Origin of the sequence: Lederbergia galactosidilytica, assembly GCF_017873565.1 — a bacterium.
Taxonomy (GTDB): Bacteria; Bacillota; Bacilli; order Bacillales; family Bacillaceae_C; genus Lederbergia; species Lederbergia galactosidilytica.
This window is the reverse complement of record NZ_JAGGKH010000012.1, coordinates 69,756-89,444: the sequence shown is the minus strand read 5'-3', so window position 1 is coordinate 89,444 and position 19,689 is coordinate 69,756. Positions and strand designations below refer to the sequence as shown.

Annotated in this window: 15 protein-coding genes; all 15 read left to right on the top strand. The window is 36.1% G+C overall.

What is annotated here, in order from left to right; translation table 11 throughout:
* Window positions 1-3 precede the first annotated feature (3 nt).
* The 15 genes from J2Z23_RS13675 to J2Z23_RS13600 all read left to right on the top strand — a co-directional run bounded on the left by J2Z23_RS13675 (window position 4) and on the right by J2Z23_RS13600 (window position 19,674).
* A complete protein-coding gene (locus J2Z23_RS13675) occupies window positions 4-852 on the top strand; it encodes a carbohydrate ABC transporter permease (protein ID WP_057983702.1) in 849 nt (282 codons plus the stop codon).
* Window positions 853-873: 21 nt separating this feature from the next.
* The gene (locus tag J2Z23_RS13670) at window positions 874-2,580 is read left to right on the top strand and encodes a cache domain-containing sensor histidine kinase (RefSeq protein WP_238482762.1); all 1,707 of its coding nucleotides are present in this window, start codon (window positions 874-876) and stop codon (window positions 2,578-2,580) included.
* 341 nt (window positions 2,581-2,921) lie between these two features.
* Window positions 2,922-4,481 (top strand): response regulator, encoded by a 1,560-nt coding sequence (locus J2Z23_RS13660; protein WP_209974257.1) that lies wholly within the window; start codon window positions 2,922-2,924, stop codon window positions 4,479-4,481.
* 372 nt (window positions 4,482-4,853) lie between these two features.
* The gene (locus J2Z23_RS13655) at window positions 4,854-6,233 is read left to right on the top strand and encodes an extracellular solute-binding protein (RefSeq protein WP_057983698.1); all 1,380 of its coding nucleotides are present in this window, start codon (window positions 4,854-4,856) and stop codon (window positions 6,231-6,233) included.
* Between the two features lie 69 nt (window positions 6,234-6,302).
* The gene (locus tag J2Z23_RS13650; protein ID WP_209974255.1) at window positions 6,303-7,187 is read left to right on the top strand and encodes a carbohydrate ABC transporter permease; all 885 of its coding nucleotides are present in this window, start codon (window positions 6,303-6,305) and stop codon (window positions 7,185-7,187) included.
* Window positions 7,184-7,999 carry a carbohydrate ABC transporter permease gene (locus J2Z23_RS13645; RefSeq protein ID WP_238456239.1) on the top strand — a complete coding sequence of 272 codons (816 nt, stop codon included), beginning with the start codon at window positions 7,184-7,186 and terminating at the stop codon, window positions 7,997-7,999. The genes J2Z23_RS13650 and J2Z23_RS13645 overlap by 4 nt, the downstream gene beginning before the upstream one ends.
* Before the next feature lie 44 nt (window positions 8,000-8,043).
* Window positions 8,044-9,084 carry a LacI family DNA-binding transcriptional regulator gene (locus J2Z23_RS13640; protein WP_057983694.1) on the top strand — a complete coding sequence of 347 codons (1,041 nt, stop codon included), beginning with the start codon at window positions 8,044-8,046 and terminating at the stop codon, window positions 9,082-9,084.
* A gap of 398 nt (window positions 9,085-9,482) precedes the next feature.
* The gene (locus tag J2Z23_RS13635) at window positions 9,483-10,892 is read left to right on the top strand and encodes an aminotransferase-like domain-containing protein (protein ID WP_209974253.1); all 1,410 of its coding nucleotides are present in this window, start codon (window positions 9,483-9,485) and stop codon (window positions 10,890-10,892) included.
* A gap of 106 nt (window positions 10,893-10,998) precedes the next feature.
* On the top strand, window positions 10,999-12,324 hold the full coding sequence (locus tag J2Z23_RS13630; protein WP_209974251.1) for an MFS transporter: 1,326 nt from the start codon (window positions 10,999-11,001) through the stop codon (window positions 12,322-12,324).
* 493 nt (window positions 12,325-12,817) lie between these two features.
* On the top strand, window positions 12,818-13,774 hold the full coding sequence (locus J2Z23_RS13625; RefSeq protein ID WP_209974249.1) for a carbohydrate kinase family protein: 957 nt from the start codon (window positions 12,818-12,820) through the stop codon (window positions 13,772-13,774).
* Between the two features lie 10 nt (window positions 13,775-13,784).
* Window positions 13,785-15,254, top strand: a complete 1,470-nt coding sequence (gene gtfA, locus J2Z23_RS13620) for a sucrose phosphorylase (protein ID WP_209974248.1) — start codon at window positions 13,785-13,787, stop codon at window positions 15,252-15,254.
* Window positions 15,255-15,479: 225 nt separating this feature from the next.
* Window positions 15,480-16,502 carry a LacI family DNA-binding transcriptional regulator gene (locus J2Z23_RS13615; protein ID WP_057983686.1) on the top strand — a complete coding sequence of 341 codons (1,023 nt, stop codon included), beginning with the start codon at window positions 15,480-15,482 and terminating at the stop codon, window positions 16,500-16,502.
* 108 nt (window positions 16,503-16,610) lie between these two features.
* Window positions 16,611-17,846, top strand: a complete 1,236-nt coding sequence (locus J2Z23_RS13610; protein WP_057983684.1) for an ABC transporter substrate-binding protein — start codon at window positions 16,611-16,613, stop codon at window positions 17,844-17,846.
* Window positions 17,847-18,001: 155 nt separating this feature from the next.
* A complete protein-coding gene (locus J2Z23_RS13605) occupies window positions 18,002-18,856 on the top strand; it encodes a carbohydrate ABC transporter permease (protein WP_238482767.1) in 855 nt (284 codons plus the stop codon).
* Complete coding sequence (locus J2Z23_RS13600; protein WP_057983683.1) at window positions 18,856-19,674, top strand: carbohydrate ABC transporter permease; 819 nt, start codon at window positions 18,856-18,858, stop codon at window positions 19,672-19,674. Before J2Z23_RS13605 ends, J2Z23_RS13600 begins: the two co-directional genes overlap by 1 nt.
* Window positions 19,675-19,689 lie beyond the last annotated feature (15 nt).

Genomic DNA, 19,689 nt, shown 5'->3' with positions numbered 1-19,689 from the left:
ATAATGGCGAAGAAAAGCAAAGGTCCTCAGAGTAAAAAGATTAAAAAAATAAGTATTTATCTAGCATTAATCATATTCGCGATCATTAACGCCTACCCAATTATTTGGATGGCCATTAATTCCTTTAAATCAGAAAAGGAATTTGCAACAAATCAATTTGGTTTTCCTAAAAAATTTGTATTAGAAAATTACACTGCTGCATGGGATATCGCCAATCTTGGTGTCCTATTTAAAAATAGTATTTTTATTACCGTAACAGCCACTGTGATTACTGTTATTATAGGAGCATTAGCGTCTTATTTTTTATCTAGATTCGAGTTTAGGATGAGCAAGTGGATATATGGTTTTTTCATCTTTGGATTACTGATTCCGATCCATGCAACATTAGTGCCAATGTTTATTTTAATGAAGAATTTAGGATTATTGAATACACCGATTACTCTAATCTTTCCATATATTGCTTTTCATTTACCAATTACAATTTTTATTTTAACAAGTTTTATGAAAGGCTTTCCTAAGGATATTGAGGAATCGGCGATTATGGATGGCTGTGGAATTTTTCGGATATTTAGGTCGATTATATTGCCGATGTCTCGTCCAGCATTAGCAACGGTTGTTATTTTAAACTTTATTTATAACTGGAATGAGTTTTCCTTTGCCCTTGTGTTAATCAATGATCCAAACCTTCAAACATTGCCTTTAGGTTTAGCTAACTTTGCGGGACAATTTACAACAAATTATGGCGCACAAATGTCGGGGCTAACCATGTCATTGATTCCAATTGTCATTTTCTACATCTTATTCGAAAAGAATATTGTGAAAGGTATGACTGCTGGAGCGGTAAAAGGATAATATTCAAAAGGTTGAATGCGAATGATGCAAAATTGGGGCTTAAAAAAGAAATTTTTTATCATCTTCCTTGTTCTTATCACTCTTCCAACGACATTGTATGGAATATTTATCTATAGTCAAACAACAGAAGTCCTTAAAAATCAAGTAGAGGAGGATATATTAGAAAGATTGAATAAGGATGAACAAAATCTGTTGTCCATTATCCGCGATGTCGAAAGCATGTCTTCTTACATGATATACAGCGATGACTTCCGAAGATTTTTTACAACTGCCGAGGAAACCTCTTCCACATATAAGAACAGTGTAAATGGAATAAAAGGTTATTTTACCTTTCAGTTGATGTCTAATGAGTATATATCCTCGATCCAGCTACAAGGCATGAATGGGAATAAGTTAGAGTTTGGAGAGCCAGTTTTTGGCGATGAGGAAAATCTTGATGAAGCTGCGGCAGGAGGGAAGGGGGCACCGATCTGGAGTGATACGTACAAAGTTACTAGTGGCTGGGGTGGAGAGAAATATGTCATTAGTCTTTCAAGGGTAATCAATGACTTAAATCGAATTACTTATCCTATTGGCACGGTAAGAATAAGACTTGACCAAGAAAAGATTATGAGAAGTTTAGAAGTGAAGCAGGGGCATTATCTTGTCATGTCAAAGTCAGGTGAAATTATTCTTCACTCCAATCAAAAGTTTTTAGCTGAAAGCTACGATGATCCTGCGTTTGTTCATTGGGTTAATCATGGGGAGGAATTAGTGCACGACTTTACTATCCATAATCAAGATTACAAAGCGGTAAAAAAAGAGCTAAGTGGGACAAATTGGACATCGGTTGTGATGGTGGATGAAAAAGATTTAGTGAAGGAACTCTTTACTGTCCGAAAGTCGATTCGCAATATGATTATTCTCCTCCTTTTATTGGGTGTGGTTGCCTTTTATGGATTTTATCGTTCCAATGTGAAACGAGTTATTGAATTAACAATCCAGACAGAGGAGCTTGAGAAAGGTAACTTCTCGGCAAAGGTGGATGTATCAGCAAATGATGAAATCGGTCGTCTAGGCATGCGTTTTAATAAAATGGTCAAAACGATCCAAAGATATATTGATACAGAATATAAGCTAAAGATTAAACAAAAGGAATCAGAACTAAATGCCCTGCAAAATCAAATTGATCCGCACTTTCTCTATAATACATTAGACATGATTCGTTGGTCGGCACGTCTCGAAAATGCAATGGAGACAAGTGAACAAATTGAACAGCTTTCAAAAGTCTTTCGAATGAATTTAAATAATGGAAAAACATGGGTTTCTATTGAAGAAGAAATAGCCTATATCAACTCCTATCTAGATTTACAAAAAAGTAGATTAGGAGAGCGACTTGCTTACTTCATATTCATAGATCACCAAATAAAAAAATCGTTTATTATGAAACAACTTATACAACCATTAGTAGAAAATAGTATTCAGCATGGCTTTAAAGAATTGCCACACCAAGGAATCATTACTATTCGCTGTTACCAAGTTGAGGAACAAGTTTGGATTGATGTGATTGACAATGGCTGGGGAATTGAAAAAGGCGATCATGATACGGGTTACGCTATGCAAAATTTAAAAGAACGATTAGCGATTGCGTTTGGAGCACCATTTGGAATCCAGGTGGTAGAAGTAAAACAAGGTGCGAAAATCCGACTTATATTACCACTTTTATTAAATAGCCAAGAAAACTTGTGACCTCACTCATGAGATGAATCATGGTCAGAGTTCAGAACGATGTTGGATCCAAAGTAAAGTGGTATGGAATAGTCGACTATGTTCCCATTGTGGCCACCAACACAAAGACGTTAAGGATCTAGCGCTACGTGATTGGACATGCCCATCATCCAATTCCCATCACCAATTCGACCTTAAAACAAGTATTAATCTTCGCAATGAAGCATTACGATTAACCGCAGGAACTGTGGGGATAGCCTCATCCATTAGAACTCAATGGGTTACTGTACATAGAAATCTCGTGATTTCTGTCAAGAGAGGTTCAAGGGATACAAATATACGGAGAATTTAGGTGAAAGCTCATGACATATAAAATGTTACTAGTTGATGATGAACCTATTATTTTGCGCGGATTACGGTTAACTATCCCATGGGAAACGATCAATGTGGAAGTAATAGATATTGCTCAAGATGGAGAGGAAGCTATTGAGAAGATTAAAGAGCATGGAAACATTGAAATTGTTATTACTGATGTGAAAATGACAAAGGTGGATGGATTGCAGCTAGCCAATTTTTTGTATAATCATTTTCCCCATATTCGTACCATCATTTTAAGTGGTTATGATGAATTTGAGTATGCCCAACAAGCAATAAAGTTAGGTGTGAAGGATTATTTGCTTAAGCCAGTAAAAATTGCAGAACTTGTTGAGAAAGTGAAACTTCTGGCAAATGAAATAGAACTGGAAAAACATCAACGGAAAAAAATGCATGAAACAAGGCTGCGAAACAGCATTATGGAACAGATTTCAGATATACAGGGTGGGATTATTACTGCCTTGGACTCATCTAATCCCACAAAGGTTTACCCGTTTATTAGTCTACACCAAAATTATATGCGAAAGATAAACAATTTATCGGATGGAAAGTTTGAAGAATTTTTAGTCGGCTGGGAGAAAACAATTGAGAACAGGTTAAATGAATTTGGTCTCTCCTCCTATTCGTTTTTTACAGAGAAAAATATCTTATTAACATGTGTTTATGATGAAGAAAGACAGCAGATGTCAGCACAGATGTTGCAAAGTCTAAAATGGGATGATGATCTTGCCCTCCGCTTTATTCCATTCGATAAATGGATACCTGTTGAAAATCTTAAGACTGTGTATCCACTGCTCGTAGCTGCTGTTAAATTTTTGCCGTTTACAGATGACTTTTGTATAGTCGTTTCAGATCAGCTGTGTCGGGCAACAGAACCAGCCTATCCACATGAACTAGAAAAGAAAGTAATACATTCAATTGTCCACAAGGAGGATGAGAATGTATATTTGCTGGTAAATGAATTATTTCAGTACTTTTCAAGCAATAAATTTTTCTTAGAGGAAGTTATTGAAGTGTGTAGAAATCTGTTCAATCAAATCTCCCAACACTATGAATCTCTAGGTGGGAAAAAAGTTCATCAATGGGATTTCCATTTCAAAGAAACTATCAATGTTCATTTATATAACTCCTATGAACTGTTAGCTGAGCTTTTCTATCAGGATCTTTCCATTATTCGTAAAGAACAGTCTGAACTAGAAAGTATTGATAAACAAGATTTGTTAATCGATCATGCCAAGGAATATATTCATGAATTTTATGGAACAAATATTAAAGTTCATGAAGTGGCAGATATTATTAATATAACTCCTAACTACTTTAGTTCTCTATTTAAACGGAAAACAGGGGTTAATTTCAATGAATATGTCAACCAATTAAGGGTTAATGAAGCAAAGGTATTACTTGTGGAAACTCCATTTAAAGTCAGTGAAATTTCGGAACAAGTAGGGTTTCTTGAGTACAAGTATTTTGTTGGAGTCTTTAAAAAACATACAGGTATGACCCCAACGAACTATCGAAAGTTCAGGAGTTTACAGAGCGTGAAATAGAATGAAGAAATGAAGATAAGTTACTAGAAAGACAATATTGTAGATAGAAAAAATAAAAACCTTCTTCTTGGAAGAGGGTTTTTATTTTTCAGGAGAACATTGTCTTTCATGCTCTGTTATAAGTTTGAAAAGTTGTAGTTAGAGAAGTGGTAGTCAAATCAGGGATAGAAAAGTTATACACTAGGTTAGAACCTAGTGTAGACACCTACATAGGTATATAGAACGGGGGATATTTCTCGTTGTCCATATTGTCTTTATTCAAAAAGTTTTTCAAAAAGTAAATGAAAGCACTTTACTTTAGAAAGGTTTAACGCTAAACTATAAGAGAAAAATGAGGGTTTAACGCTAAACCTAAATAGGGGGTATTTATAAATGAAAAAGTTAGTTGGAGCAATATTTATGGTTTTATTGTTAGTCGGAATGACAGCGTGTTCATCAAATAATAACACTTCTGGAACGGTTAAAGATGAACAGGAGGATAAAGGTCTAGAGGAATTTGGTCATACAGTAAAATATAATCCTAATAAGCTAGTAAATAATGGTGACCCGATAGAAATTGAATATTGGACTTGGATAGGAAATGACGCAGTAATAAAAATGGCTAAAGAATATGAAGATATCTACCCGAACATAAAAATAAAGATTGTCGAACAACCATGGGATGATATTTGGACAAAATTACCACTTGCTTTGAAAGGTGATAAGGGGCCGGCAATGTTTGGAATCCATAATTCTCAACATGATTTATTAATATCATATTTAGCCCCTTACGATATTCCTGTAAGTGATTTGCAAGCTGATTTTAATTCAGTGGAACCTCATGTCATTGATGATAAAGTCTACTACATAGATTCAGTGATTAATACGGGAAATATTTATTATAACAAACAACTTTGGGATGAAGCTGGATTGACAGACTCAGATATTCCGAAGACTTGGGATCAATTTAGAGAAGTTGCGAAAAAATTGACTAAGATTGAAAACGGGAAAATGGTACAGGCAGGATTTAACTATAATGGAAGCGGCGGATTTGATGCACTGTTCCAAGGTATGAATTACCAAAAAGGTGAATTGTTGTTTAAAGAAGACGGTAAGACTGTTAATTTTGATCATGAAGCAACAAAGGAAAACGCAAAGTTTTTAGTGGATTTATATGAAAGCGATAAAGTTGGATCAAAAGATTTTGGGGATGATTCAACTATGAGCTTTGGCAATGGTCAATCTGCTATGGTGTACAAATGGGGTTGGATGGCAGGAGAATTGGCTTCAAAATATCCAGACATTGAATACGGTGTTTTTCCTACTCCTACTCCATCTGAAGAAGTACCGTTTGCATTTGATCGATACAATGGTGAAAGTACTCCTGGCATAAATATTAATCAATCAGAAGAGCAACAGGCTGTAGCCCAGGACTTTCTAAAGTTTCTCCTAGCAAATGATGATTACTCAAAAGAAGTTGCTTTTTTAAATGCATCTTTTCCAACAAAGAAATCTTTAGCCGATGATGAAGAAATTATAAGCGATCCAGTGTTGAAAGTGTTAGCACCACGAATCGAACGATTGATTTGGCCGGGATCATTCCCTTCGACAATCGAAACAACGGCTAATCAAGTAATAGAGAACATTCTTTATAATGGACAAGATATTGATGCAGCTATTAAAGAAGGCCAAGAAAAAATGGAATTTGATATGAAAGATATGGACTTTACATCTTTAGAGGATAAATATCAATTTTATAGCGAAATTAAATAAATTAGTTTTGGCAGCAGTCAGAAGTGAATTGAATGTCTGCTGCCATAATTATTGAAAAGGGAGATAAACATGAGTGCTTCTATACAAGATAAAATCAAAAAGTGGTTAAGCCTAAGAAACACTGCCGTATTGTTTTTAGTCGTTTATTTTGCCATTTTTATGATTTATCCCATTTTCAAAGCTTTTGCAGGAAGCTTACATAATTGGAACCCACTTATTGATCAATATGACTTTGTCGGATTAGATAACTTTAAAAGTGTCATTCAAAATAAATTGTTCTGGGATTCTATTAGCAATACATTATTCTTTGCTTTTTTCTCTGTACTTTTTCGGGTTATCTTTGGGTTAGGACTTGCCATGCTATTGTATTCGAAATTAACTAAATTCAAGTCGTTTTTTAATGGTATGTTTTATATGCCAACGATTACCCCTTTGGTCGCCGTTTCATTTGTCTGGTTATGGATGTTCAATCCTCAATTTGGCTTAATTAATAATGTTTTTAATTTAGATATTAACTGGCTTAATGATAGCAAATATGCTTTGCCAGCCATTACTATAATGACAATATGGAAAGACTTTGGATATGCCACAGTTATTTTTTTAGCAGGTTTAATGGGATTGCCTAAGGATGTTTTTGAAGCAGCAGATGTAGATGGTGCAGGCAAATTTAGGAAGTTCTTCAATATTACTTTGCCTTTATTAAAACCGATAACTTTATTTGTTGTGATTACATCTTTAATCTCATATCTTCAAGCATATGTACAAATTCTTATTATGACTGAAGGTGGCCCCGGAACTTCAACTTATGTAATTTCATACCTAATCTTTGATGAAGCATTTGTAAAATATAATTTTGGAACAGCTTCTGCGATGTCAATTATACTATTTGTAATAATAGCTATTTTGACGGCAATAATGTTTAAATTGACTAGTGAAAGGAAGACGACCTCGTGAAAAGAGTTAGTACAATAATCTTCAATTTAATCCTTTTAATAATGGCGGTTATTACAATCATTCCTTTCATTTGGATGTTAATTTCTTCATTTGCGCCAAATAGCGAGATTGTAAAAATCGGTGGATCTTTTTGGCCAGGTCAGTTTACTTTAGATAATTATGTGGGCATTCAAGAAAAGTTTAATTTTATGAGAATGTTTGGCAATAGTTTATTTATCGCGATTGCCACGACTTTAATTATTATTTATACGAGTGCACTGCTTGGTTTCGTCTTTGCAAAATTTAAATTTAGAGGAAATACATTTCTATTTACAATTGTATTATCAACAATGATGATACCGTGGGCTGTTACAATCATCCCCAAATACGATATGATGATGGACTTTGGTTGGCTAGATACTTATACATCACTAATTGTTCCTTCAATGGTAAGTGGCTTTGGAATTTTTCTATTTCGCCAATCAATCTCACAAATTTCGGATGAAATGCTTGAAGCTGCTCGGGTAGATGGTGCATCAGATTGGTTTATATTTCATAGAATCATATTACCAATGTCTAGAAATACTATCTCAAGTTTAGCTATCTTTCAATTTTTATGGAGCTGGGAAGATTTCTTATGGCCTTTCTTAATGATCAATGATCAGAGTAAGCAGCTACTTTCAGTTGGATTAAGAATATTCAATGGTCAATATGGAACAGATTATGGCGGATTATTCGCAGCAACCTCCCTTTCTATTATTCCTGTTATAATTGTATATCTTATTTTTCAGAAACAATTTATAGCAGGAGTTCAAAGTGGTTCTGGAAAATAATATATATATGAGTTTCCAAATAATGAAATTGGGTGAAGTAGTAGATGAAGGTAAATTTAAAAACAATTGCTGATGAAGCTGGAGTAAGTATGACCACTGTCACAAATGTTATTAAACAAAGGACGGATCGAGTCTCTAAGGAAAAAATAGAATTAATTGAAGGGATTATTAGAAAGTACAATTATGTTCCTAATATGAATGCAAGGTCATTATCTAATTCCTCATCTAATTTAATTGGGTTGTTATACCATTCAGTGGGAGAGAAAATTAACTTTTCAGATCCATTTGTTTCAGAGGTGCTCGCTGGGATAGAAGAAAGAACAAAAGATTTAGGTTATTTTATTTTGGTTTATAATATTCAAACAATCGAGGATGTAATTGCTGTTCAAAAGAATTGGAAATTTGAAGGTTTTATTTTTGTAGGAGTGCTCGCTAAGAAGTTTGACGAAATTCAAAGGGAAATTCCAGAAGAGACACCAGTTGTATTTGTTGACACGCATTTTTCTAATTCAATGAAAGACAAGGTTGCAAAATTACCGCAGCGCTTTTTTATATCGAGTGCAGATGAAAAAGTAGGGTATGATGCAACACGTTATGTCTTGGAACAAGGGCATAGAAATATTGGTTTCCTTTCGTTTAATTTTGATGTTGGTGAGGCGGGGGTCATTAATGAACGCTTTACGGGTTATCTACGTGCATTAAAAAAATATGATCTTCAGTATAATAAAGAATTAATTTTCACTGATCAGGAATTTGGGAAAATAGCTAAAAATTTAGATAAGCTTACCGCGTTGGTCATCTCTTCAGATTTCCTAGCTGTTAAATTCATTCACTATTTAAAGAAAAAAGGCTTATTTAATGAGGATAAACTTTCGGTCATAGGATTTGATGATGTATCATATGCAAAGTTTTTAGAACCAGCATTAACGACAATTAGGTTGAATCCTAAGAACAAGGGAATAACTGCTTTTAATGTTTTATATAAGGCAATCCAAAATGAACCGGTAGATAAGTTTATTACCTTACCAGGAGAGTTAGTTGTAAGAGAGTCGGTAATAAAAATTAATCCGCCTCAAAATTTATAATATTGTTCATCTAGCTAAAATTGTCATCGATTCAATCCCCAAGCACCTTCGGCTTCCTCTAGCAGTGAGGTCGAAGGAGTTGAGAAGATTGTATCTGATGAATGCAGATATAAATTGTTTTTTTACACAATAAACGACCATCTGATGTAATCGTATCCAACGGTCGTTTTTATCTATACTAGTTTTAGTATTCTTAAATTATCAACCGCCTATAAAGGGCCGATATAAAGACTTATCTATTTCAACAATTGGCAGGAAATTCCCTTTTTTAGGGTAAAGTAGGGTAATGTAAAGAGTAATTATCCTCTTTACATTATTTTGTAAACACCTTACTAAAATCAATAAGGTAGAACGATACAGGGACCAAAGGTTATAATGAACGAAAAAGGATGCATACCATGCCAATCAATTCTTTTGAAAACTATCCGTTGAGTTGGAAGCCGACTATTGATAAAATGAAAAAGCCTATTTATCAAGCACTTGCTAGTCAATTGGAAGAAGATATTTTAAATGGAGTGTTATTGCCTGGAACAAAGCTGCCTCCACAGCGAGAACTGGCTGATTATTTAGATTTAAATTTGAGCACGATCACAAAGGCTTTTAAATTATGTGGGGGAAAGGGCTTGCTGAGTGCATCTGTTGGAAACGGTACATTTGTTTCGTATGATGCGTTATCGAATGCGTATTTACTAGAAGATACGAAACCAAGGCATTTAATTGAAATGGGAGCTACTTTGCCTGATAATGCTTCATATGATCCAATACGAGAACAACTAAAAAGTATGTTGCAAGAGGCAGATTATGAAAAATGGTTTGGTTATGGCCGAGCAGGAGAAAGCCTTTGGCAAAAGGATGCAGCTGTAAAGCTTATTCGAAAAGGCGGATTAGACACAACCGTTGATCATATTGTAATGGCAAATGGGGGCCAAAATGCGATCGCCGCGACACTTGCGAGTCTTTGTAATCCAGGGGATCGGATTGGTGTTGATCAACACACATATCCAGGTCTAAAAACTGTTGCCGCAATGCTAAATGTGCAAATAGTACCGATAAAATCGGAAAACTATGAAATGTGTCCAACCGCTTTTGAAGATGCGTGTACAAATGACAATATTAAAGGGATTTATTTAATTCCCGATTACCATAATCCTACAGCAACCTATTTATCTGTCGAGAAGCGAAAGAAGATCGCAGCCATTGCTAAGAGACATAATCAGTTTATTATTGAAGATGCATCATACCATCTTCTTAACAAAAGACCTCTTCCAGCAATGGCATCGTTTGCACCGGAACAAGTTATCTATATTGCGAGTTTATCGAAATCGATCGCACCAGGGTTACGATTAGCCTACGTGGCCGTTCCAAGCCGATTCAAAGATCCGATTTCAAAGGCCCTTTATAATCTAAATGTATCAGTTTCTCCATTATTAGCGGAATTAGCAGCACGGATAATTGTATCAAATCAGTTTGAGATCTTAATTGAGAAGCATCGCCAACAAAATATTGAAAGAAACCAACTATTAAATCGGCATTTGGCAGATTATTCTTGTCTAGGAGATGAAACAGGCATTTTTCGGTGGTTGCTATTACCGGACAAGATGACAGGTGCTGAATTTGAAAGGTTGGCTGCACAGAAAGGGGTACAAGTATATGCGGCTGAACGTTTTGTTGTTGGGAATAGTTGCCCAGAACGGGCTGTAAGAGTATCAGTATCTGCACCGGATACGCTTGAAGAGTTTGAAGAGGGATTAATGACCCTAAAACGTCTGCTAAATGTCATACCTCAACTTAATCCCATACATTTATAATATTGTACGCCATACAATTTATCTATTGTATGGCGTTTTTCTTCATGTTAGGATTATTGAAATCTAGTTGGAAAATTATAAGCTTTCTAGAAAGGTAGGTTAGACTGTGTTACGCGAAAGGGTTAGAAAGTTAGACATTCAATCGCCTTCATTACAAGCCTATATCCACTCTCCAGAAAAACAGCAACAACTTTATAAAAGAACATTAATGGTAATTGTACTATCTCAAATTTTTGGGGGAGCAGGACTTGCAGCAGGAATAACAGTGGGAGCACTTCTTGCCCAAGACATGTTAGGAACAGATAGTGTAACGGGAATTCCGGCCGCGTTATTTACCTTAGGATCAGCAGGTGCGGCGCTCCTTGTAGGACGACTTTCTCAGCGATTCGGACGTCGGTCTGGACTTGCGGCGGGATTTTTTTCTGGAGGTATTGGTGCGATCGGAATAGTCATTTCCGCATTAACCAATAGCATTTTCCTCTTATTTATTTCCCTGTTTATCTATGGGGCTGGATCAGCTACAAACTTACAAGCACGGTACGCAGGAACGGATTTGGCAAGCTCGACACAGAGGGCAAAGGCTGTGAGTATGGCCATGGTCTCCACCACATTTGGTGCTGTTGCAGGCCCAAACCTGGTGGATGTTATGGGGGGATTTGCGCAATCTTTAGGAATTCCTCCTTTGGCTGGTCCATTTATTTTAGCAGCAGCAGCGTATATACTTGCTGGTTCTGTTCTATTTATTTTACTTCGTCCTGATCCCTTCATTGTTGCTAAAGCAATTTCCGATATTCAAAGAACAACTCGTCATTTACGATCAGAGGAAGCTTCTAATTTGCCAGCAATTAACAAGCGTGGAGTTTTTACAGGGGCTGCAGTAATGGTACTAACTCAATTTGTCATGACAGCCATTATGACTATGACCCCCATTCATATGGGACATCATGGGCATGATTTAAGGGCAGTAGGACTTGTGATTGGCTTTCATATAGGAGCAATGTATTTGCCTTCTCTGGTTACTGGTTTCCTTGTAGATAAAATTGGACGTGCAACAATGGCGATTGCTTCTGCTATTACACTGCTTGCAGCTGGGATTTTGGCTGCGGTTGGACCAGCTGATTCCCTAATGTTCATCATTACAGCACTTGTTTTACTAGGACTTGGCTGGAACTTTGGATTAATTAGTGGCACAGCAATCCTTGTAGATGCAACGCCACTATCTACTCGTGCTAAGACGCAAGGATCTGTAGATGTTGGCATTGCCTTGTCAGGAGCATTAGCAGCAGGTTTATCTGGAATGATTGTTGCCACTTCAAGTTATTCAATATTATCACTTGTCGGAGGAGTTTTATCCTTATTACTCATTCCAGCAGTAATCTGGTCCCGAAGATCCAAAACATTAAATGCAAACCAACAGCAAGTTCAGGACTAAATAGAAATTTTATATGAATGATTTATCTAGGTTAATTTTCTTGAAACAGGGGTGGCAATTCATTTCTAGCTTTAACTAAAAGCGGAGTAAGCAAGTATTAAATATAAAGAGCTGTCTAATAAGTTTCCAATAAATAAAAAGAAGGGAGAATCCCCTTCTTTTTATTTATGAATAATGAATAAACTCCAAGAAAACCGCCATAAACGCCACTACGCCTGCGGGAATAGTAAGACACGGAATATTCGCCCCCAACATCAAAGACTAGATATCCTCTACCAATCGTTAGTATAGAAATATTTTTTATCAACCTTGCTTGAAAATGCGTTTCTTGTTAAACTGTTTTTAGTAAAACTAATCAATTTTACTAGTTATGTTTACTAGTTTTTTAAAAAGTTCATATAACTTAAAGTTTGGAATACAGCCAAACGAATCATTGTACAGAGAATTCCCAATGAGATAAAAAAATAAACCATCTGTAAAATGGAGGGAAAAGATGTTTAGGCTCGACGAAGGCATTAAATTTCAAATGAAGAAGAATGATATTTTGACAGTTGGGGAACTCCTGATTGATATGATTTCTGAAGAGTATGATGAGGACATCAATAGCAATCTTTTTCATAAGTATTTTGGCGGTTCTCCTGCAAACATAGCTATGAATACGAAGAAATTAGGTATTCAATCTTTGCTAGCATCTGCTGTGGGGGATGACGGCTTCGGGAAGTTCTTATTGAACCATTTGCGTAAGGAAGATATTGATTCTAGCAATATTCAAGTAATGGACCAATCAACTAGTATGGTTGTTGTAACGAAGAGCAAGGCAACACCAATCCCAATCTTTTATAGAGGTGCTGACTATCAATTAGCTTATACTTCCCAACTTGAACAAGTTTTACTCCATTCTAAGATTGTTCACTTTTCTAGCTGGCCGATTTCCATGAAACCCGCGCGTAACACAATCGAAAAGATTATCCAAACAGCTAAAAATAATGGTATTCTTATCTGTTTTGATCCTAATTATCACTCAATGCTTTGGCAGAAGGATGAAGATGGGGTTGCCTATATAAAATCTATTATTCGCGATGTTGATATTATAAAGCCATCTGAAGATGATGCTGAAAGATTGTTTGGAAAAGATACTCCGGAAAACCAAATAGAGAAATTCCTGAAGTTGGGAGCAAAACTAGTGATCATGACGCTTGGAAAAGACGGAGTGCTAGTGTCAAATGGTAAAGAAACGATGAGGAGTCAAACATTAGCAAAAGAGGTTGTTGACACAACAGGAGCCGGAGACGCTTTTTGGTCGGGATTTTACTCGGCAGTTGTAAAAGGGTATACCATTAAAGAAGCGGTTCAATTAGGATCAGCTGTCAGTGCCTTTAAGTTAAAATACACAGGGGCAGTCGTAGAGTTGCCAAGTTTGGAAAAAATAAAAGAACTTTTTGAACTATAGGAGGATGAAAATGGCTGTAAAAAATCAAGTGCAACTTATTACATATCCAGATTCATTAGGGGGAGATTTAAAGTCACTACATCATGTACTAAATGAGCACTTTTCCGATATTTTTAAAGGAGGTATTCATATTTTGCCGCCTTATCCATCTTCGGGGGATCGGGGCTTTGCTCCACTGACATATTTAGAAATTGATCCAGCCTTTGGGACCTGGGATGATGTGAGAGCAATTGGTGAGAAATATGATATTTTGGTCGATTTAATGGTGAATCATATTTCCAGACAGTCAGAATACTTCCAGGACTTTCTAAAAAAAGGGAGACAATCAGAGTACGCAGATTATTTCATCACACTAGATAAGTTATGGGAAGATGGCATACCAGTACAGGAAGATATTGATAAAATGTTCTTGCGCAGACCTGTACCTTATTCGTCCTTTATGATTGAGGAAACGGGTGAAGAGGAAAAGGTTTGGACGACATTTGGTAAAACCAATCCATCTGAGCAAATTGACCTAGATGTCAACTCAGAAAAAGTGAAACAATTACTCACAACTTACTTTGAAAACTTTAAGGAACAAAATATTAAAATTGTCCGTCTGGATGCAGTTGGCTATATTATTAAGAAGTTGGGAACAAGCTGCTTTTTTGTCGAGCCAGATATTTATAAATTCTTGGATTGGATTACGGAGCTTGCCCATTCATTGAATATAGAACTACTTCCAGAGGTCCATTCACACTATAGTATTCAGTATAAGCTGGCAGAGCATGGCCACTTGATTTACGACTTTATTTTACCTTATCGAGTGCTTGACACACTTATAAATAAAAATAGCAAAGAACTTCTTCATTATTTAAAGAATCGCCCTCATAAACAATTTACGATGTTAGATTGTCATGATGGTATTCCGCTAAAACCGGATTTAGACGGTCTAATGAACACGGAGGAAGCGAGAAAAGTAGTCGATGTTTGTTTAGAAAGAGGTTCGAATCTTAGTTTGATACTTTCGGACGAGCATAAAGATCCAGACGGCTTTGATGTACACCAAATTAGAGGAACATATTATTCTGTGCTTAATTGTGATAATGATGCTTATTTAGCAGCAAGGGCCATCCAATTTTTTACACCAGGTGTCCCACAAGTATATTATGTAGGACTTCTTGCAGGGGAAAATGACTATGAAAATGCGGAAAAAACCGGTGATGGACGCGATATAAATCGCCATAATTATAATCTTGAGGAAATTGAACAATCTCTTGGACATGAAGTAGTTCAAAGGCTGCTAAAATTGATTCGCTTTAGAAATGAGTATGATGCTTTTAATGGTACATTTACGGTACTAGATTCTGCTTATGATGAAATTCATCTTACATGGCGCAAAGCGGATAAGCATTGTTCACTATTTATAGATCTAAAAACTAATAAAACAACAATTCGTTATGTAGATAAGAGTGGTCAAGAAATAGATTATATTGTATAAGAATAACTAGTAGATTCTTTAATAAGAAGAAGGATAAAAGGTAAAATGATTTGATCATTTTACCTTTTCCAATAAAGTAATCATTGGGAAATTCTAGTTATGTTTACTAAAAATGTGTAAAAAGCATTGTTTTTTCTATTAAGTATTGTATGGAAGCGGATTACATGGTATATTAATGAATGTTAAGTTTAGTTAATTTAACTAAACTTAGGACGGAGTGAGGATATGGCTACAATAAAAGATATAGCTAAGCAAGCAAATGTTTCAACGGCAACGGTCTCAAGGATTTTAAACAATGATCCGACCTTATCAGTTGCAGATGAGACGAGAAAAAAGGTATTGGAAACGGTAAATAAGTTAAATTATAAGCCGCTAAGAAAAAAGAATGTAAAAGCGAAAGAAAAAACAAAAGTAAGAAATATCGGGTTAATTTTCTTGAATGATGAATCCGTTGATCCTTATTTTCAGTCCATCCGAGTAGGTGTTGAAAGCAGTTGTCATGAATACCGTCTTAATATTGTTTTGACAATGATGGTGGGAAAAGTTGATATTACCTCACAAGACTTAAGTGATTTAGATGGTTTGATAATTATTGGAGATATTGATACAGAGGAAATAAAAGAATTGTATTACAAAACCGATCACATTGTCGTTGTAGACTATTTGCCGAAAGACCCTACAGTCGATGTCGTAATTTCCGATTTTGAAGGTGCTACTGAACAAGCTGTTCGTTATTTAATGGAGCTTGGTCACAGGGAGATTGCCTTTATTGGAGGGAAAGGACATGTATATGGGGTCGTTAGTGGGAAAGCTGTAGAGAAAGTCGATGTTCGTAGAGAGACTTTTGAACATATTACAAAGGCTGAGGGAATATTGAACCCTTCCTTAATTTTAGAAGAAGACTGGGGCCCGAAAAGCGGTTATGAGCTTACTTCACAATTAATTGAAAGCGGTCAGCTCCCGAGTGCAATCTTTGCAGCGAGCGATCCAACGGCACTTGGAGTTCTCCGTGCTTTGCAAGAATCAGGTATTCAAGTTCCTAAAGACGTATCTGTCCTTAGTTTTGATGATATCGAAGCAGCTGCATATGTTAACCCTCGCTTAACAACAGTCAAAGTGCATGGGGAAGAAATGGGAAGAACGGCAGTTAAGCTGCTGTATGATCGGATGATGGGAAGAAAACTACCGATGAAGGTCATACTCCCAACGGAACTAATTGTTCGCGATAGTACAAGCCAAAAACAATAAATGAGGCACTAACGAGTGTAGACCAGTTTAGCTAATCTTTTGTAACCAATGTCTTTCATTACAACCCAAGTAAAATTCCAATTATATATATTAATGGAGGAAAACAACATGAAAAAGACAGTTTCATTGCTTGTTGCTGGAGCGTTATCGATTTCCTTATTAGCAGGTTGCGCCAGTGGAGAAAACGCTGCTGAAAAAGATGGGAAGGTAAAAATTGAATTTTTCCATCATAAGCGTGAAGGAATGGAAACTTTTGATAAACTAATCGAGAAATTTGAAGAAGAAAATCCGGATATCACCGTAGAACAAGCGAGTCCTCCTGAACCATCAACCGTTATCCGAACTAGAGTATCCAAAGGGGATATGCCTGATATTGTAGCGGTTGGTGGAGACATGACTTACAAAGATTTGGCTGATGCCGGTGTATTTACGGATGTATCTGATGATGAAAAACTTGAGAAAGTTCAACCATCCTATATTCAAATGTTAAAAGATATATCAGGTAAGGAAGAGGTTTACGCAATACCATTTGCAACAAATGCAGTAGGTGTAATTTATAATAAAACTATTTTTAAAGAACTGGGTCTAGAAATTCCTAAAACATGGGATGAACTTCTTGCTGTAGCAGAAGAAATTCAATCTGCTGGCCAAATTCCTTTCTACCATACGTATAAAGATGCTTGGACAACCTTGCCTTCGTTTAATGCCCTTGCAGCGAATACACAGGGGGAGGATTTCTATAGTGAACTCAATGAAGGAAATATCCTTGCTGGTGAAAGATTTAAAGAAGCAGCAGAAAAAATGGTGGAGTTAGCAAAATATGGACATAAAAATCAACAAGGTGTTGCTTACAATGATGGGAATACAGCCTTTGCCAATGGTAAAGCGGCTATGTATTTACAAGGGATCTGGGTTATTCCAGAAATTAAAAAGGCCAATCCTGATATTGATTTAGGAGTATTTCCATTCCCAGCAACTAATAATGCTGACGAGATTCAACTTGTTTCAGGAGTCGATTTATTATTCGGTATAGCTGAGTCTTCTAAACATAAGGAAGAAGCGATGAAATTTGTGGAATTCCTACTACAAGATGAAAATGCACAACAATATATTACAGAGCAAAATTCATTCTCTGCTTTAAAGGGGATCGTTCAGGAAGATCCCTCAGTAGAAGCGTTAAATGAAAGTTTTGAAAAAGGTGCTCTATCTGATTTCCCTGACCATTATATTCCAACTGGTGTTGCGCCAGATAAATCCTTACAGACTCTCGTTCAAGATAAAGATATCGATGCCTTCTTAAAAAAGATTCAAGCTGATTGGGAAAAAGTCGAAAATCGTAAGTAGCCTTTAATGGGGAAATGTGAGTGAGTGTTTATAATCTCTCCATTTTCCCTATCTTTTATCAGGGAGTGAAAAAAATGAAAAACGAACAGACCATCCACGACCTTCGACCTTCTCCCTCTAATTCTTTTAAAGGAAAGAAGAAGAAAAACGCTAGAATGAATGCTTTTTATGTGATGGTAATCCCGGCACTATTACTCTTCTTTGCGTTCCACACATATCCTGCCTTGAAAGGTGTTTATTATTCTTTCACAAACTGGAACGGAATGACAGCTGATTATGACTTCGTCGGATTTAAAAATTACCTCAATCTATTTAAAGATGATGTTGTGAAAGAATCGTATTGGTTTACGTTTAAATTTGCCATTCTGGCAGCTATTCTCATTAATATTATTAGTCTAGCAGTAGCTATGGGATTAAACGCAAAAATTAAAGGTAAAAACATCTTTAGGGCGATTTATTTCTTGCCCAATATTTTAAGTGTATTGATTGTTGGATTTATCTTTAATTACATTTTCACGAATATTATCCCAGGGCTGGGTGAGAAGTACGGCATTGAATTTCTAACTGCTAATATTCTAGGTAATGCTGATTTCGCTTGGATCGGAATTTTATTGGTCTTTGTATGGCAGGCTTGCGCTTTTAATATCATTTTGTATTTATCAGGATTACAGACCGTACCAACTGAGCTGTATGAAGCATCAAGTCTTGATGGTGCCAATATCTGGCAGCAGTTTTGGAAGGTGACTTTCCCAATGATTGCACCGTTCTTTACCATCAACATGGTTTTGGCAATGAAGAACTCTTTAATGGTATTTGACCAAATTGTCGCGATGACAGAGGGAGGACCTGGTACATCAACGATGTCCATCTCTTACTTAATTTACACGGGTGGATTTACTGGTGGAGAGTTTGCATTCCAATCTGCCAACGCAGTCGTTTATTTCATTGTCATCATGTTTATCTCTATATTCCAGCTTAAGGTTCTACAAAAAAGGGAGATGGATATGTAATGAAAGAAAAAACAAACTGGCTTGTCACGATTTTAATCGCTTTAGGTTCCTTGCTTATTCTGATTCCTTTGTATATTACAATCTCGATTGCATTAAAAAATCCGCAGGAATTGGCAGAGTCGGCTTTATCCTTGCCACTTAATTTCCATTGGGAAAATTTTACTCGCGCTATAGAAACAACTAACTTTTTTAATGCTTTAAAAAATAGTGCCATTATTACTGCCTTTACATTAGTGTTAACAATCTTATCAAACTCGGTTGTTGCATATGCAATCGCAAGAAATATGCACCGTAAATTCTTTAGATATTTGTATTATTACTTCGTGAGCGCTTTGTTTATTCCTTTTCCAATTATCATGCTACCGATTGTAAAACAAACATCTGCGCTTGGCTTAAATAATCCAACTGGATTAGTACTTTTGTACGTAGTCTACGGGATGGCTATGAATATCTTTATTTATGTTGGATACATACGCTCGATTCCGATTGAGCTTGAGGAAGCTGCTATCGTTGATGGAACTAGTACTTGGGGATTATTCTGGAAAATTATTTTCCCGCTATTAACCCCAATCAATGCTACGGTAGGGATTTTAACATGTTTATGGGCTTGGAACGACTTCATGCTTCCATTAGTCATCCTGAATGATTCTGCTGATGCGACCTTGCCGCTTGTCCAATATGTATTTCAAACAGAATTTGGAACAGATTATAATCTAGCATTTGCTTCTTACTTAATGGCGATGGCTCCAATGGTAATTGTATATCTATTTGCTCAAAAATGGATTATCGGTGGAGTTGTTAAAGGGGCTATCAAATAATATTGCTTTAGGAGT

Bases quoted from the DNA above. Each gene is read 5' to 3' on its own strand.
- J2Z23_RS13655 (WP_057983698.1), top strand. From the start codon at position 4,854: ATGAAAAAGTTAGTTGGAGCAATATTTATGGTTTTATTGTTAGTCGGA.
- J2Z23_RS13675 (WP_057983702.1), top strand. From the start codon at position 4: ATGGCGAAGAAAAGCAAAGGTCCTCAGAGTAAAAAGATTAAAAAAATA.
- J2Z23_RS13660 (WP_209974257.1), top strand. From the start codon at position 2,922: ATGACATATAAAATGTTACTAGTTGATGATGAACCTATTATTTTGCGC.
- J2Z23_RS13670 (WP_238482762.1), top strand. From the start codon at position 874: ATGATGCAAAATTGGGGCTTAAAAAAGAAATTTTTTATCATCTTCCTT.
- J2Z23_RS13600 (WP_057983683.1), top strand. From the start codon at position 18,856: ATGAAAGAAAAAACAAACTGGCTTGTCACGATTTTAATCGCTTTAGGT.
- J2Z23_RS13650 (WP_209974255.1), top strand. From the start codon at position 6,303: ATGAGTGCTTCTATACAAGATAAAATCAAAAAGTGGTTAAGCCTAAGA.
- J2Z23_RS13640 (WP_057983694.1), top strand. From the start codon at position 8,044: ATGAAGGTAAATTTAAAAACAATTGCTGATGAAGCTGGAGTAAGTATG.
- J2Z23_RS13605 (WP_238482767.1), top strand. From the start codon at position 18,002: ATGAATGCTTTTTATGTGATGGTAATCCCGGCACTATTACTCTTCTTT.
- gtfA (WP_209974248.1), top strand. From the start codon at position 13,785: ATGGCTGTAAAAAATCAAGTGCAACTTATTACATATCCAGATTCATTA.
- J2Z23_RS13635 (WP_209974253.1), top strand. From the start codon at position 9,483: ATGCCAATCAATTCTTTTGAAAACTATCCGTTGAGTTGGAAGCCGACT.
- J2Z23_RS13615 (WP_057983686.1), top strand. From the start codon at position 15,480: ATGGCTACAATAAAAGATATAGCTAAGCAAGCAAATGTTTCAACGGCA.
- J2Z23_RS13610 (WP_057983684.1), top strand. From the start codon at position 16,611: ATGAAAAAGACAGTTTCATTGCTTGTTGCTGGAGCGTTATCGATTTCC.
- J2Z23_RS13625 (WP_209974249.1), top strand. From the start codon at position 12,818: ATGTTTAGGCTCGACGAAGGCATTAAATTTCAAATGAAGAAGAATGAT.